Annotated in this window: 12 protein-coding genes; 7 read left to right on the top strand and 5 right to left on the bottom strand. The window is 68.3% G+C overall.

Features of this window, described 5'->3' with window-relative positions:
* Positions 1–17 precede the first annotated feature (17 nt).
* Positions 18–1,409, top strand: a complete 1,392-nt coding sequence (locus tag AWC14_RS16160; protein ID WP_142281728.1) for an amidase — start codon at positions 18–20, stop codon at positions 1,407–1,409.
* Here AWC14_RS16160 and AWC14_RS16165 read toward each other — a convergent pair.
* Complete coding sequence (locus AWC14_RS16165; protein WP_045380186.1) at positions 1,404–1,898, bottom strand: DNA-deoxyinosine glycosylase; 495 nt, start codon at positions 1,896–1,898, stop codon at positions 1,404–1,406. The genes AWC14_RS16160 and AWC14_RS16165 overlap by 6 nt on opposite strands.
* A gap of 39 nt (positions 1,899–1,937) precedes the next feature.
* Between AWC14_RS16165 and AWC14_RS16170 the strand changes: the two genes are divergently transcribed.
* Positions 1,938–3,044 (top strand): adenylate/guanylate cyclase domain-containing protein, encoded by a 1,107-nt coding sequence (locus AWC14_RS16170; protein WP_045380183.1) that lies wholly within the window; start codon positions 1,938–1,940, stop codon positions 3,042–3,044.
* Positions 3,045–3,290: 246 nt separating this feature from the next.
* Complete coding sequence (locus AWC14_RS16175) at positions 3,291–3,842, top strand: hypothetical protein (RefSeq protein ID WP_045380180.1); 552 nt, start codon at positions 3,291–3,293, stop codon at positions 3,840–3,842.
* 7 nt (positions 3,843–3,849) lie between these two features.
* On the opposite strand, the gene AWC14_RS16180 is transcribed toward AWC14_RS16175, so the two are convergent.
* The 3 genes from AWC14_RS16180 to AWC14_RS16190 all read right to left on the bottom strand — a co-directional run bounded on the left by AWC14_RS16180 (position 3,850) and on the right by AWC14_RS16190 (position 8,886).
* Positions 3,850–5,154: a trypsin-like peptidase domain-containing protein gene (locus AWC14_RS16180; RefSeq protein WP_045380177.1), complete on the bottom strand. Its 1,305-nt coding sequence runs from the start codon at positions 5,152–5,154 to the stop codon at positions 3,850–3,852.
* Between the two features lie 79 nt (positions 5,155–5,233).
* Positions 5,234–7,144, bottom strand: a complete 1,911-nt coding sequence (locus AWC14_RS16185) for an ABC transporter ATP-binding protein (RefSeq protein WP_057003253.1) — start codon at positions 7,142–7,144, stop codon at positions 5,234–5,236.
* Positions 7,141–8,886: an ABC transporter ATP-binding protein gene (locus AWC14_RS16190; RefSeq protein ID WP_045380175.1), complete on the bottom strand. Its 1,746-nt coding sequence runs from the start codon at positions 8,884–8,886 to the stop codon at positions 7,141–7,143. The genes AWC14_RS16185 and AWC14_RS16190 overlap by 4 nt, the downstream gene beginning before the upstream one ends.
* Before the next feature lie 139 nt (positions 8,887–9,025).
* Between AWC14_RS16190 and AWC14_RS16195 the strand changes: the two genes are divergently transcribed.
* Both AWC14_RS16195 and AWC14_RS16200 read left to right on the top strand, forming a co-directional pair.
* The gene (locus AWC14_RS16195) at positions 9,026–9,574 is read left to right on the top strand and encodes a DUF3558 domain-containing protein (RefSeq protein ID WP_045380173.1); all 549 of its coding nucleotides are present in this window, start codon (positions 9,026–9,028) and stop codon (positions 9,572–9,574) included.
* The gene (locus tag AWC14_RS16200) at positions 9,571–10,116 is read left to right on the top strand and encodes a DUF3558 domain-containing protein (protein WP_045380171.1); all 546 of its coding nucleotides are present in this window, start codon (positions 9,571–9,573) and stop codon (positions 10,114–10,116) included. The genes AWC14_RS16195 and AWC14_RS16200 overlap by 4 nt, the downstream gene beginning before the upstream one ends.
* 64 nt (positions 10,117–10,180) lie before the next feature.
* On the opposite strand, the gene AWC14_RS16205 is transcribed toward AWC14_RS16200, so the two are convergent.
* Positions 10,181–10,678 (bottom strand): SixA phosphatase family protein, encoded by a 498-nt coding sequence (locus AWC14_RS16205; RefSeq protein ID WP_193393813.1) that lies wholly within the window; start codon positions 10,676–10,678, stop codon positions 10,181–10,183.
* 95 nt (positions 10,679–10,773) lie between these two features.
* On the opposite strand from AWC14_RS16205, the gene AWC14_RS16210 reads away from it, so the two are divergent.
* Both AWC14_RS16210 and AWC14_RS16215 read left to right on the top strand, forming a co-directional pair.
* Positions 10,774–11,922 (top strand): metallophosphoesterase family protein, encoded by a 1,149-nt coding sequence (locus AWC14_RS16210; RefSeq protein ID WP_045380169.1) that lies wholly within the window; start codon positions 10,774–10,776, stop codon positions 11,920–11,922.
* The gene (locus AWC14_RS16215) at positions 11,919–14,531 is read left to right on the top strand and encodes an AAA family ATPase (protein ID WP_085241354.1); all 2,613 of its coding nucleotides are present in this window, start codon (positions 11,919–11,921) and stop codon (positions 14,529–14,531) included. The genes AWC14_RS16210 and AWC14_RS16215 overlap by 4 nt, the downstream gene beginning before the upstream one ends.
* The last annotated feature ends 22 nt before the right edge of the window (positions 14,532–14,553 follow it).

Here is a 14,553-nt window from a genome sequence, read left to right on the forward strand (position 1 = left end):
CAGTAGTCTGCCTGCCCGTGGACCCACGTGAGCTCGCGTTCGCCGGCGCGGCGGAGCAGGCGCGGATGCTGGCGGACGGCGTCATCACCGCGCCCGCGCTGCTCGACGTGTATCTGGAGCGCATCGCGCGGCTGGACCAGCAGCTGCGCTCCTACCGCGTGGTGCTGGCCGGCAGCGCACGCGAAGAGGCCGCCGCCGCACAGCGCCGCATCGACGCCGGCGAGCGCCTGCCCCTGCTGGGTGTGCCCATCGCGATCAAGGACGACGTCGACATCGCCGGGCAGACAAACACTTTCGGCACCAGCGCGCACGGGCCCGCGGCCGTCGAGGACGCCGCCGTGGTGCGCGCGCTGCGCGAGGCCGGCGCGGTGATCCTCGGCAAGACCGCGGTGCCGGAGTTGATGATGCTGCCGTTCACCGAGTCGGTCACCTTCGGCGCCACCCGCAACCCGTGGGACTTATCCCGCACGCCGGGCGGCAGCAGCGGCGGCAGCGGCGCCGCGGTGGCCGCCGGGCTGGCCCCCTTGGCGCTGGGTTCCGACGGCGGCGGCTCGATCCGCATCCCGTCGACGTGGTGCGGGGTCTTCGGTCTCAAGCCACACCGCGACCGGGTCTCCGTCTCGCCGCACGACGACGCCTGGTGCGGGCTGAGCGTCAACGGCCCGATCGCGCGTTCGGTTCGCGACGCGGCGCTGTTCCTGGACGTGACGACGACGTTGCCGGCACCCGACGGAGGATTTGTCGCGGCGGCGTCGCGGCCTCCCGGCCGGCTGCGGATTGCGTTGAGTACCAAGGCGCCACCGCCGTTGGTGATCCGAGCCGGCAGACAGCAGCGGGCGGCCGTCGAGCAGGCGGGCCGGTTGCTTTCAGACCTCGGCCACGACGTCGTCGCCCGCGATCCCGACTACCCGCCCGCAGCGATCGTCGGCAACTACCTGCCCCGCTATTTCCGTGGCATCTACAACGACTTTCGCTTGTTGGCCCATCCGGAGCGGTTGGAGGCCCGCACCCGCAACATGGCCCGCATCGGCTCGTTGTTCTCCGAGCGGCGGATGGCGGCGGTGCGCGCCGAAGAGGCGGCGCTGGCCGCCCGGATCCAGTCGATTTTCGACGACGTCGACGTGCTGCTGACCCCCGCCAACGCCACCGGACCATCCCGCGTCGGCGCCTATCAGCGCCGCGGCGCGGTGTCGAGCCTGCTGCTGGTGTCCGCGCAGGTGCCGTTTTTCGAGATCTGGAATCTCACCGGCCAGCCGGCAGCCGTGGTGCCATGGGGCCTCGACACCGACGGCCTGCCGATGTCGGTACAGCTCGTCGGCCGGCCCTACGACGAGGCCACGCTGCTGGCGCTGTCCGCCCAGATCGAAGCGGTGCGGCCGTGGGCGCAGCGGCGACCGCCGGTGTCATGACTGCGCAATCAACCGCCATGCGGCGAGTTTTTCGCCGGGCCGCATCGCGCGGGCCGGACTGCTCGACGGCAACAGGTGGTAGGTCAGCGCGCGGTCGATACTGACCAGCCTGCGGAACAGCGTGGCCGCCGTCTGGCCGTTGAAGCAGACCGTGCTAATCGTCGGGTAGCGGCCGAACAGCCAACCAAAGTCGTTGACTACCAAGCATTTCCGATCGATCTTCGCGTCAGCGCTACCGACGCGAAGGCACTTGTCCACCACATCCCACAACGCGATCCCGTGCGATTGCAGTGCAGCCAGCCGACTTTCGTAGGCCAAGCCCGTATCGATGCCGAACAGCTCAGCCATCATCGGCCAGAACGCATTTCGCGGATTGGCGTAGTACTGGCGCTCCGCCAGCGACTGGACGCTGGGAAACGATCCGAGAATCAGCAGCCGGGCAGCGTCGTCGACCACTGGTGGGAATCCTTGCAGAAGCGGTGTGGTCATCGACCCACATGATGCCTCGTCGCGTTATACGTTGACGGCGTGGACGTACCCGAAGAGCTGCTCGCCGGTCTGGAGGGCTCCGCACGCGACGAGCGGGCCGAGCTGATCGAGTGGCTGCTCGAGCGGGGCTTCACCGCCGACGAGATCCGGGCCGGGGATCCGCCGATGCTATTGGCGTCGCGGCGAATCCTCGGCGACGACGGCGTCTACGTGTCGGCACGCGAAATCAGCGAGCGCTACGGCATCGACCTCGACCTGCTGCAGCGCGTGCAACGCGCCATCGGGCTGGCCCGGGTGGACGATCCCGACGCCGCGGTGCACATGCAGGCCGACGGCGCGGCCGCCGCGCACGCGCAACGCTTCCTCGAGGTCGGCCTGGAACCCGAGCACCTCGTGCTCGTGGTTCGGGTGCTGGCGGAGGGGCTTTCGCATGCCGCCCAGGTCATGCGCTACACCGCGCTGGCGACCATCCTGCAGCCTGGCGTGACCGAACTGGAAGTCGCAAAGCGCTCCGAAGCGCTGGTCAGCCGGATCGCGCCGCTGCTGGGTCCATGGATCGAGGACATGCTGTTCATGCACCTGCGGCACCAGATGGAGACCGAAGCCGTCAACGCCAGTGAACGTGCTGCCGGCAGGGCGCTTCCGGGTGCCCGAGAAGTCACCGTGGCGTTTGCCGATCTTGTCGGTTTCACCCGGCTGGGGGAGGCCGTGCCGCCCGAAGACCTGGTGCAACTCGCCAACCGGCTGGCCGACCTTGCCCGCGACGTGGCGGTGCCGCCCGTGCGCTTCGTCAAGACGATCGGCGACGCGGTCATGCTCGTCTGCCCCGACCCGGCTCCGCTGCTGGACGCCGTACTCAAGCTGGTCGAGGTGACCGACACCGACAACGAGCTGCTCCGGCTGCGGGCCGGCATCGCCACCGGGCTGGCGGTGAGCCGGGCGGGCGATTGGTTCGGCAGCCCGGTGAACCTGGCCAGCCGAGTGACCGGGGTGGCCCGGCCGGGCACCGTGCTCGCGGCCGAGTCGACACGGGAGATCCTCGGCGATTCGGCGGGATTCAGCTGGTCGTTCGCCGGCGGACGGCACCTCAAGGGGATCAAGGGCGAGGTGAAACTGTTCCGCGCCCGCCGCGGCGACAGCTCGTAGTCCAGACATGAGGGCAGGCCCGGAGGGCACTGGGGCTGCGTCTCATACATCCTGCGCGGCCGGCTCTCTTACCCCTTACACCGGCTCTTTGGATCAGCCACTCTCGGGCCTGCTTCGCTCCTAAAGCTATAACTTTCCACCCGTCATATCAACGGTTTTCGCGCAATCCGAGCATGTGGGCGGACCGCGCGTTCGCCCGGGGTGAAACCACTATCCAAAGTTTTGTAATGATGTAATCATGTAAGCATGAGACACCATCGCACACGGTACGGGCGCCCCGGCGGCTGGCAGCAGGCCCAGCAACCCGACGCCAGCGACGCCGCCGAGTGGTTCGCCGGACGCCTGCCCGACACCTGGTTCGACGGCGATCCGACCGTCGTTGTCGACCGTGAAGAGATCACGGTGATCGGCAAGCTGCCCGACACCTCCGAGAAGGACAAGAGCGAGGCCCGCACGTCGGGCCGCGTCTCGCGGTTCCGCGAAGAGACTCGGCCGGAGCGGATGAACATCGCCGACGAGGCGCAGGACCGCTACGGCCGCAAGGTTTCCTGGGGCGTCGAGGTCGGCGGTGAGCGAACCCTGTTCACCCACATCGCCGTACCGGTCATGACGCGGCTCAAGCAACCCGAGCGTCAGGTGCTCGACACCCTCGTCGATGCCGGAGTGGCCCGATCCCGATCCGATGCGTTGGCCTGGTCGGTCAAACTGGTCGGCGAGCACACCGAAGAGTGGCTGGCCAAGCTGCGCGACGCCATGTCGGCCGTCGACGACCTGCGCGCGCAGGGGCCCGAACTGTAAACCGTTGTCAGCTCACGGGCTTTCCGCACCGCGGGCAGAACCGGTCCTGCGGCCGACGTGGTGCGCCGCACGCCGGACAGACTTTGATCGCGGTGGTCACGCTGTCGCTGCCGGGCACGGGATTGCTCGGCCGCGGGATCGGTTGGGGCGGTAGCCCGCCGACAGCGGCAGGACCGCGTGGCGGTGGCGGCGGCGGTGTCGGGCCGGGCATCCACCCTTGCATTGGCGAGGGTGGCGGCGCCTGCATCGGAAAGCCGGGAATCGGCGGGCCGTCCGCAAATTGCGGCCTGCGCCGGCGTCGTCGCACCAGCACCGCTAACAGCACGAGGGCTCCGACGCCGACCAACACCACCGCGCCGATGATGTACCACAGGGGCGCCAGTCCGGCGCTGGGGGGAGTTGGGGGCTTGACGAGAGTTACGTTGTGCGACAACGCAAATGACCGGAGGTCGGGGGTGTTGGTGATGAAATTGAAGCCGGCTGCGGTGGTTAGGCCCCTGCTGTTCACACCGACTACCTGTCCGTCCTTGTTGACGGTCGGCCCGCCCGACATGCCCGGCGCGAGTTCGGTGCTGACCTCTATTTGCACCACGCCCGACGGCGTCACTTGATTGCTGGAGATGGTGCCGGACTTGAACGATGCCCGCGCGATCTGGCTTTGATCGGTGATGTCCTGAATATCGCCGGGGAACCCGATCGACGTCACCGGATCGCCCACTTGCGGCGTGTTCTGCGCGATGACCAGCCCGGGGGTGGGCTTGGTCATGTTGGGGACGTGCAGCAACGCGACATCGCCGGCATCGGGCGCCTTGAAATCCACGACTTCGACCGTCGTGGGACTGGTGATCGTGGCACCGTCGACGCCATTCGGCTGGATGGCCCGCACCGTGCGCTCGACGGGCGACCCGCCCATTGCGCCTTCGACGCGCCAGTTTGCGTATGCCTGGTCCTTGAATTTGGTCGCCTTCTGGTCGTGCAGAAAACCATCGAGGATGACCAGCCGGCCCTGACCGGGGTCTACGCAATGCCCGGCCGTGACAATCTGCGCCGATGTGCTGACGTACCAGCCGGTGCAGGTCACCGAGTACTTCAGCGGTTTGGTCCAGAAGCCCTCACCGTCCGCGTCGGCACTCGGTGGCACCTGGACGGCACCGACCCACTGCGTCACGAGAAACACGATGGACTTCTCTAAACTGCCGAGGGCTTCTTTGTTGTCCGATGACGCAGTGGGGGCTCCGGCCAGCCCGACAGTGGCAGCCAACAGAAAGGCCGTGAACAGGCATAACGCGCGGCTGATGAACGTCGCCACCATGCCAGTTACCTTAATCCACCCATAACCGGTGAGTTTGCAGAATTCTGGTCTCCGGGTGGCAAATGGCCCAGGCTTCCGGTTAAGCCTGAGCCATGGCGTAGTAGGCGCCGCGGCGCGCCATCAGCTCGGTGTGACTGCCCTGCTCGACGATCTTGCCTGCCTCCATCACCAGGATGACGTCGGCGTCTCGGATCGTCGAAAGCCGGTGGGCCACAAGGAAGCTCGTCCGGCCGCGACGAAGCTCGCGCATCGCGTGCTGGACGAGCAGTTCGGTGCGGGTGTCCACCGAGCTGGTTGCCTCGTCGAGAATCAGCAGTTGGGGCCGGGACAGAAATGCCCGGGCGATGGTGATCAGCTGCTTTTCGCCGGCGCTGATGTTGCCGCCGTCGTCGCTGACCCGGGTGTGGTATCCGTGCGGCAGGCTGTGCACGAACCGGTCGACGTAGGCCGCCTTGGCGGCCTCGATCACCTCGTCCTCGGTGGCGTCGGGCCGGCCGTAGGCGATGTTCTCCGCAATCGTCCCGCCGAACAGCCAGGTGTCTTGCAGCACCATGCCGATCCGCGACCGCAGCGAGTGCCTGCTCACCGACGCGACGTCGACGCCGTCGATCAGGATCCGGCCCGAATCCACGTCGTAGAAGCGCATCAGCAGGTTCACCAGGGTGGTTTTGCCCACCCCGGTCGGCCCGACGATCGCGACGGTGCTGCCGGGTTCGGCCACCAGCGACAGGTCGTCGATCACCGCGGTGCCCGGGCGGTAGGCGAAGCTGACATGCTCGAATTCGACGCGGCCGGTTGGGCTTTGCCCGTTGAGCGACGGCAGCGACGCGGAGCGATCGGGTGACTCCTCGGGTTCGTCGAGCAGCTCGAAGACCCGTTCGGCGCTGGCCACGCCGGATTGCAGCGTGTTGTACATCGCGGCCACTTGGCCCAGCGGCCAATTGAATTGGCGGACGTACTGGATGAACGCCTGAATGCTGCCAACGGTGATCTGCCCGGTCGCGACCTGCAGTCCGCCGACCACTGCCACCGCGACATAGCTGAGGTTGCCGATGAACGTCGTCGCCGGCGAGACCAGCCCGGAAAAGAACTGGGCACCGAAACTCGCTTCGTACACATCGTCGTTGAGCCGACGGAACTGCTCTTCGGCTCGCGCTCGATGACCGAAGGTCTTGACCAGCGTGAAACCGCTGTAGGTTTCCTCGATGTGGGCGTTGAGCCGTCCGGTGTTGGCCCACTGCGCAACGAACAGTCGCTGCGAACGCCGGGTGATCGCGCGGGTCGCGAGCAGCGACAGCGGCACGGTCAGCACGATGAGTGCGGTCAGCAGCGGCGAGATGGTCAGCATCATCACCAGCACGGTCGTGACGGTCAGGATCGCGGTCAGCAGTTGGCTGATCGTCATCGACAGCGACGTCGCGACGTTGTCGATGTCGTTGGTGACCCGGCTGAGTACCTCGCCGCGCTGCCGGCCGTCGAAGTAGGCCAGCGGCAGCCGGTGCAGTTTGTCTTCGACGTCGGAGCGCAATGCCCGCAGGGTGCGCTGGACCGTCAGGTTCAGCAGCCGCGCCTGTGCCCAAACCATCGCTGCGGCAACCAGATACAGAGCCAACGCCAGCGCCAGGGTGCGGGCCACGGCGGCGAAGTTCACGCCCTGGCCCGGAACCACGTTCATCCCGGAGAGCAAATCGGCGAAGGTGTTGTTGCCGCGTGCCCGGGCGGCCGCCACGGCTTGTGCCTTGGTCATGCCGGCGGGCAGCTGGCGGCCGATCACCCCGTTGAACAACAGGTCGGTGGCGTGGCCGAGGATCCGTGGCACCACCACGCCGATTCCGGTGCCGACGACACTCAGCGCGATCACCGCGGCGGCCAGCCCCCGTTGCGGCGCCAGACGTTTCACCAGCCGCACAGCCGAGCCGGTGAAGTCGCGGGACCGCTCTGTCGGTGCCTGCACCACACCGCGGATCGGGCGATCCATCGACGCGGTCATCGCGGGCCTCCGACGCCGCTGCCCACCGACTGCGATTCGGCGAATTCGCGGTAGGCGGGGCAGTCGGCCAGCAGCGATTCGTGGGTGCCCGCGCCGACCACCTGGCCGTCGTCCACCACGATCACCTGGTCGGCCTGGGCAACGGTCGAAATGCGTTGTGCGACAATGATCATCGTCGCATCGGCGGCGACCTCGCGCAACGACGCGCGGACCTGGGCGTCGGTGTGCACGTCGAGCGCGGAGAACGCGTCGTCGAACAGGTAAATGGCCGGGCGGCGGATCACCGCCCGCGCGATCGCCAGCCGCTGGCGCTGTCCGCCGGAGAAGTTGATGCCGCCCTGCGCCACCCGCATCGCCAGCCCGTCGTCGTGCGCCCGCACGAACTCGTCGGCGGCCGCCACCCGCAGCGCTTGCCACATCTCTGCATCGGTGGCGTCCGCTTTGCCGTAGCGCAGGTTGTCGGCCACGGTGCCGGAGAACAGGTAACCGCGTTGCGGCACCAGCCCGATGTCCGCCCACAGCCGCTCGATGTCGTGGTCGCGCACGTCGACGCCGCCGACCAGGACTGCGCCGGCGGTCACGTCGTAAAGCCGGCAGATCAGCGAGATCAGGGTCGACTTTCCCGAACCGGTGCTGCCGACGATGGCGGTGGTGGTGCCCGGCCCCGCTGTCAGCGAGACGTTCTGCAGCACAGGGCGATCCGCGCCGGGGTAGCAGAACGTCGCGTTCTCGAGCCGCACCGCGCCCCGGGCGTCGACCGCGGGCGGCAGCGGCGTGTCCGGATTGCTGATCGCGGGGCGGGTGGCCAGCACCTCCGCGATCCGGTCCGCGCACACCGAGGCCCGCGGCCACACCATCATCATCGTCGTCGCAATCAACACCGACATCAGGATCTGGGTGAAGTAGACAAGGAACGCGATCAGCGAGCCCACCTGCATCTGGCCGGCATCGATGCGCAGGCCGCCGAACCAGATCAGCGCGACGCTGGAGCAGTTCACGGTCAGCGTGGTGACCGGCAACATCAGCGCCTGCCAATTGCCCGCGGCCAGCGAGGTGTTGGACAGCGCCAGGTTGGCTTCGCCGAATCGCCGGCGTTCGAACGGTTCGCGCGCGAATGCCCGGACCACCCGGACACCTGACAGCTGCTCGCGCATCACCCGGTTGATGTTGTCGATCAGCCGCTGCATGCTGCGAAAGAGCGGCAGGGTGTGCGAGACGATCCAGTAGTTGGCCACCGCCAACACCGGGACGCTGACGAGCAACAGCCACGACAGCCCGGCGTCCTGGTGGATGGCCATGAAGATTCCGCCCACGCTCATGATCGGGGCGCTCACCAGCACCGTGCAGCTGATCTGCACCAGAAACTGGATCTGCCGGATGTCGTTGGTGGTGCGGGTCAGCAGCGACGGCGCGCCGTACCGGGCGGTCTCGTGTGCGGAGAAGGTGATGACGTGGTGGAACATCGCCGAGCGCAGATCCCGGCCGAACCCCATCCCGGTCCGGGAGCCGAAGTAGACCGCGCCGACCGCGCACAGCACCTGCAGGCCGGTGACCGCGAACATCACCCCGCCGAGCCTGACGATCGTCGCGGTGTCGCCCTTGGTGACCCCGTCGTCGATGATCGCGGCGTTGACCGTCGGCAGGTACAGCGACGCCAGCGTGCTGACCAACTGCAGCGTCATCACCGCCGCGACCAGCCAGCGATACGGCCGGACGTACTGGCGCAGCAGTGCCAGGAGCATCTGGTAACTGTCGCACACCGGATGCCCTGCAGTTAGGACGACCGCCGGATTAGAAAGCCCTGGTCAGCGTGGTGCCTGGGTTGGCCACAGACGCTGCCGCTACAGTGCATGCTGTGACGAGAAGCAGGTGCGGGTAGCGGTGCGGCGCAGTGTGGCGGCGCTGGCCCTCGCGGCAGCGACCTTGATCCCGACGGTGGCCGCATGCTCCGGTTCCGACTCCAACCAGGCCAAGTCGACGGAGTCGTCGGCGCCTGCGTCCGGAGAGGGACATCACGGGCCGTTCTTCCCACAGTGCGGCGGCGTCACCGACGAGACCGTTGCCCAGCTCACCCAGATCACCGGGCTCGTCAACACCGCCCAGAATTCGGTGGGTTGTCAGTGGCTGGCCGGCGGCGGCATCCTCGGCCCGCACTTCTCCTTCTCGTGGTATCGCGGCAGCCCGATCGGTCGGGAACGCAAGACCGAGGAGCTATCGCGTTCGAGCGTCGAAGACATCAACATCAACGGCCACGGCGGCTTCATCGCCGTCGGCAACGAGCCCACGTTGGGTGACTCCCTGTGCGAGATCGGAATCCAGTTCAACGACGACTTCATCGAATGGTCGGTCAGCTTCAACCAAAAGCCGTTTCCCGACCCGTGCAACATCGCCAAAGAACTGACGCGCCAGTCGATTGCGAACTCGAAATGACGAGGCGGGTTCTGATTGTCGCGGCCGCGCTGCTCACCGCGCTGGCCGTGGTGACCGGCTGCACCCGGTCGGTCGGCGGCACCGCGGTCAAGGCCGGCTCGGGCGATGTGCAGCGCAACAACAACTCCGAACAGCAGTACCCGAACCTGCTCAAGGAATGTGAGGTGCTGACCACCGACCTGCTCGCCAAGACCGTCGGCGCCGACCCGCTCGACATCCAGAGCACGTTCGTCGGCGCGATCTGCCGCTGGCAGGCCGCCAACCCGGCCGGTCTGATCGACATCACCCGGTTCTGGTTCGAACAGGGCAGCCTGGACAACGAGCGCAAGGTCGCCGAGGGCCTGAAGTATCAGATCGAAAGCCGCTCGATCTCCGGGGTGCAGTCGATCGTGATGCGGCCCAATGACCCCAACGGCTCGTGCGGTGTGGCCAGCGACGCCGCCGGCGTGGTCGGGTGGTGGGTCAACCCGCAGGCGCCGGGGATCGACGCGTGCGCGCAGGCGATCAAGCTCATGGAGCTGACGCTCTCGACGAACTCGTGATCTGCGCCCAACGTCGAGGTGCCGCGCCAATTAGCGCAATTCTTCACAACAACTCCACGTTGGGTTAGCGCGGCACGTGAAAGTCGACGAGCGCGGCGCCGCCCAGCTCGAGATCGGCCCACGGGCCCGCCACCGTGAGCACCGCGATCGCCGAGGTCGGAAACTTCTCCGAAATCGCTTCGACCGCAGCGCCATTGGTGCCTTCGGCGCCGGCCAGCCCGACGGCCACGTCTGACGTCGTCGGCTCGTGCCCGACGACGAGCAAGGTGGTCACCTCGCCGGGCACCCCGTTGATTTCGTCGATCACCATTGCGGGCGTCGCGCCGTACAGGCGCTCGACATAGCGCGTCGGGGCGTCGATACCGCTGCGCGCCAAGGTTTGCCGCGCCCGCGTCGCCGTCGAGCACAACACCAAGTCGATCGGCGGCAGGTTGGCCCGCAACCAGTCACCGGCCAAGGCGGCTTCTCGTTCGCCCCGCGGCGCCAGCGGCCGCTCGTGGTCGGCCACCCCGTCCGGGTACGCCGACTTCCCGTGCCTCAGCAAGACCAGAGTTCCCGTCACCCGACCCACGGTAGACCTGCCGGTCGAGGTCCCCGGACTTGTCGGTGGCCGGCCATACACTCGCGATGCCTGGCTAGAGAAAGGACGGGAGCACGATGCGGTTCATCCACACCGCCGACTGGCAACTCGGCATGACCCGCCATTTCCTGGCCGGCGAGGCTCAGCCCCGGTATTCGGCGGCCCGTCGCGACGCGGTCGCCGGGCTCGGTTCGCTGGCGGCCGAGGTCGGCGCCGAGTTCGTCGTAGTCGCCGGCGACGTCTTCGAACACAATCAACTCGCCCCGCAGGTGATCAGCCAATCGCTGGAAGCCATGCGCGCCATCGGAATTCCGGTCTATCTGTTGCCCGGCAACCATGACCCGCTGGATGCGTCGTCGGTGTACACCAGCGCGCTGTTCGAAGCCGAATGCCCGGACAACGTCGTGGTCCTCGACCGCGCCGGTGTGCACCAAGTGCGGCCCGGCCTGCAGCTCGTCGCCGCGCCGTGGCGGTCCAAATCGCCGACCACCGATTTGGTCGCCGAGGTGCTCGACGGCCTGTCGGCCGACCAGGGAGTCACCCGCGTCCTCGTCGCGCACGGTGGCGTCGACGTGCTCGACCCCGACCCCACCAACCCGGCACTGATCCGGTTGGCAGCGGCGCAGGACGCGCTGGGCCGCGGCGCCATCCACTACGTCGCGCTGGGCGACAAGCATTCGGTCACCGAAGTCGACGCCCGGGTCTGGTATTCCGGTTCGCCGGAGGTGACCAACTTCGACGACATCGAACCCGACCCGGGGCACGTGCTCGTCGTCGACGTCGACGAGGCCGATCCGCGCCGCCCGGTCACCGTCGAGGCCCGCCGCGTCGGCCGCTGGCGGTTCCTCACCCTGCGTCGTCACGTCGACAACAACCGCGACATCGCCGACTTGGACCTGAACCTCGACCAGATCACCGACAAAGACCGCACGGTGGTGCGGCTGGCATTGGTCGGCTCGCTGACGGTCACCGACCGCGCCGCCCTGGACGCCTGCCTCGATAGATACTCGCGGCTATTTGCCTGGCTCGGCACCTGGGATCGGCACACCGACCTTGCCGTGATCCCGGGCGACGGCGAGTTCGACGACCTCGGGATCGGGGGCTTCGCCGCCGCCGCCGTCGACGAGTTGGTTGCCGCCGCACGCGCCGGCGACGCCGAAGCCGCCGACGATGCGCAGGCGGCGCTGGCGCTGCTGCTGCGGCTCACCGATCGGGGCGCGGCATGAGGCTGCACCGGCTGGTCCTCAGTAATTACCGCGGCATCGGCCACCGCGAGCTCGACTTCCCCGACCACGGCGTCGTGGTGGTGTGCGGGGCCAACGAGATCGGGAAGTCCTCGATGATCGAGGCGCTGGACCTGCTGCTGGAATCCAAAGACCGCTCGACCAAAAAGGACGTCAAGCAGGTCAAGCCGACCCACGCCGACGTCGGCTCCGAGATCACCGCCGAAATCAGCACCGGCCCTTACCGTTTCGTCTACCACAAGCGCTTCCACAAGAAGCCCGAGACCCAGTTGAGTGTGCTGGCGCCGCACCGCGAACAGCTCACCGGCGACGAGGCGCACGAGCGAGTGCGGGCCATGCTGGCCGAGACGGTGGACACCGATCTCTGGCGCGCCCAACGCGTCCTGCAGGCGGATTCGACGGCGGCGGTCAACCTCTCCGGCTGCGACGCGCTGTCGCGCGCGCTTGACGTGGCGGCCGGTGACGCCGCCACCCTGTCGGGCACAGAACCGCTGCTGATCGAGCGGATCGACGCCGAGTACGCCCGCTACTTCACCCCGACCGGGCGCCCGACAGGGGAGTGGTCCGCGGCGATCGCTGCGCTCGACGACGCCGACAGCCAAGTCGAGCGGTGCGCGGCGGCGGTGGCCGAGGTCGACCAGCGGGTACAACGGCACGCCGCCTTGACCGCCGAACTTGCCCAGTTGTCGCAGCAGCAGCAGGGGGCCACGGCCCGGCTTACCGCCGCCCGAACTGCCGCCGACGAAATCGCCAGGCTCACCGAACAATTGCGGGAAGCCAAGCTGATCGCCGCGGCCGCCACCGCAACCAGCGCCGCATCCACCGCCGCGCACACCGAACGGCTGCGGCTGCGCACCGACATCGAGACCCGCACCGCAGCGGTCGCCGCGTCGGAAGCCGAGGCGGCCGAGGCCGCCGACGCGGAGTCGACGGCACGCGAGGTCGTCGAGGCCGCCGACGCCGCGGTCGAGGAAGCGGAAAACGCCCTGGCGGCCGCTCAGCAGCGGGCCGAGTCCGCCCGCCGCGTCGTCGGCCAGCTGGCCCGCCGCGACGAAGCCGAGCGGTTGGCGGCGCGGCTGGCCAAAATCGACGCCGCCCGGCGCGAGGTCGAGCAGATCGCCGCCGAGCTGTCCGCAATCACGTTGACCGACCAGACATTCCAGCGGATCGAACAGGCCGCCGCCGCCGTCGACCGCGCCCAAGGACAGCTCGCGCTGATCTCGACGACGGTGGAATTCACCGCGGTCAGCGACATCGAACTCGCCGTCGGCGCTCAGCGAGTGGCGTTGGCTGCCGGGCAGAGCTGGGCGATGACCGCCGGCGCCCAAACCGAGGTCGAGGTTCCCGGGGTCTTGACGGCGCGGTTCAGCCCGGGTGGCACCGCAGTCGAAGTGCAAGCCAAACTGGCTGCGGCGCAAGAGGAATTGGCCGCCGCGCTTACCGCCGGGCGGGTGGCTGACCTGGCGGCGGCACGGCACACTGTCGAGAGGCGCCGCGAACTGCAGCATGGCCACGATCGGCTGCGTGCCACCCTGACTGCGCTGTGCGGCGACGACGATGTCGAACAGCTGCGCTCGCACCTGGCAGCGCTGCGCGCCGACCCGGTGCCCGACGTCGCGATGGGCAGCGCGGCGGCCGCCGCGGAACTCGACGCCGCGGAAGCCGCCCGCACCCAGGCCGCCAAAGACTGCGACACCCACCGCCGCGTCGCCGCGGCCGCGGCGCGGAAATTCACCGAAATAGCCTCTCAGGCAAAGCTTTTGCGCGACAAGGCGGCAAACCAGCACGCCGAACTGGCCGCCGCCGCCGACCGGCTGGCCCAACAGCGCGCGACGATCGCGGACGACCAACTGGCGGCCACCGCCGACGCCGATCAGCGCGCCGCGCAATCCGCCGAGCGGCGGGTCGCCGAACTGTCCGCGCAGTTGGACGGCGCCGCACCCGATGCCTTCGCCGCCGAATTAACAGAGGCCGCCGACGCGGCCGACACGCTGCGCGCCCGCCACGACGAGGCCGCTCGGACACTGCACGAGATCACCGTCGAACTCGCCGTATTCGGTACCGAAGGCCGTCAGGGCAAGCTCGACGCTGCCCAGACCAAACGCGAACACGCCCACAGCGAATACTTGCGGGTGCAGCGACGAGCCCGCGCCGCGCAGCTGCTGCGGTCGGTGATGGCGCGCCACCGCGACACCACCCGGCTGCGCTACGTCGAGCCGTTCCGCTCCGAACTGCAGCGGCTCGGGCGCCCGGTGTTCGGGCCCAGCTTCGAGGTCGACGTCGACAGCGACCTGTGTATCCGCAGCCGCACTCTCGACGGGCGCACGGTGCCGTACGAGTCGTTGTCCGGCGGAGCCAAGGAGCAACTCGGCATCCTGGCGCGGCTGGCCGGGGCGGCGCTGGTCGCCAAGGAGGACAGCGTCCCGGTGCTGATCGACGACGCTCTCGGGTTCACCGATCCCGACCGGCTGGCCCGGATGGGCGAAGTGTTCGACACGCTGGGCGAAAATGGCCAGGTGATCGTGCTGACGTGTACCCCCGCCCGCTACGACGGTGTCAAGGGTGCGCACCGTATCGAATTGAGCGCCTAAGCCTCGCTGCCGACATACACTC

Origin of the sequence: Mycobacterium kyorinense (assembly GCF_002101735.1) — a bacterium.
In the GTDB taxonomy this organism is placed as follows: Bacteria; Actinomycetota; Actinomycetes; order Mycobacteriales; family Mycobacteriaceae; genus Mycobacterium; species Mycobacterium kyorinense.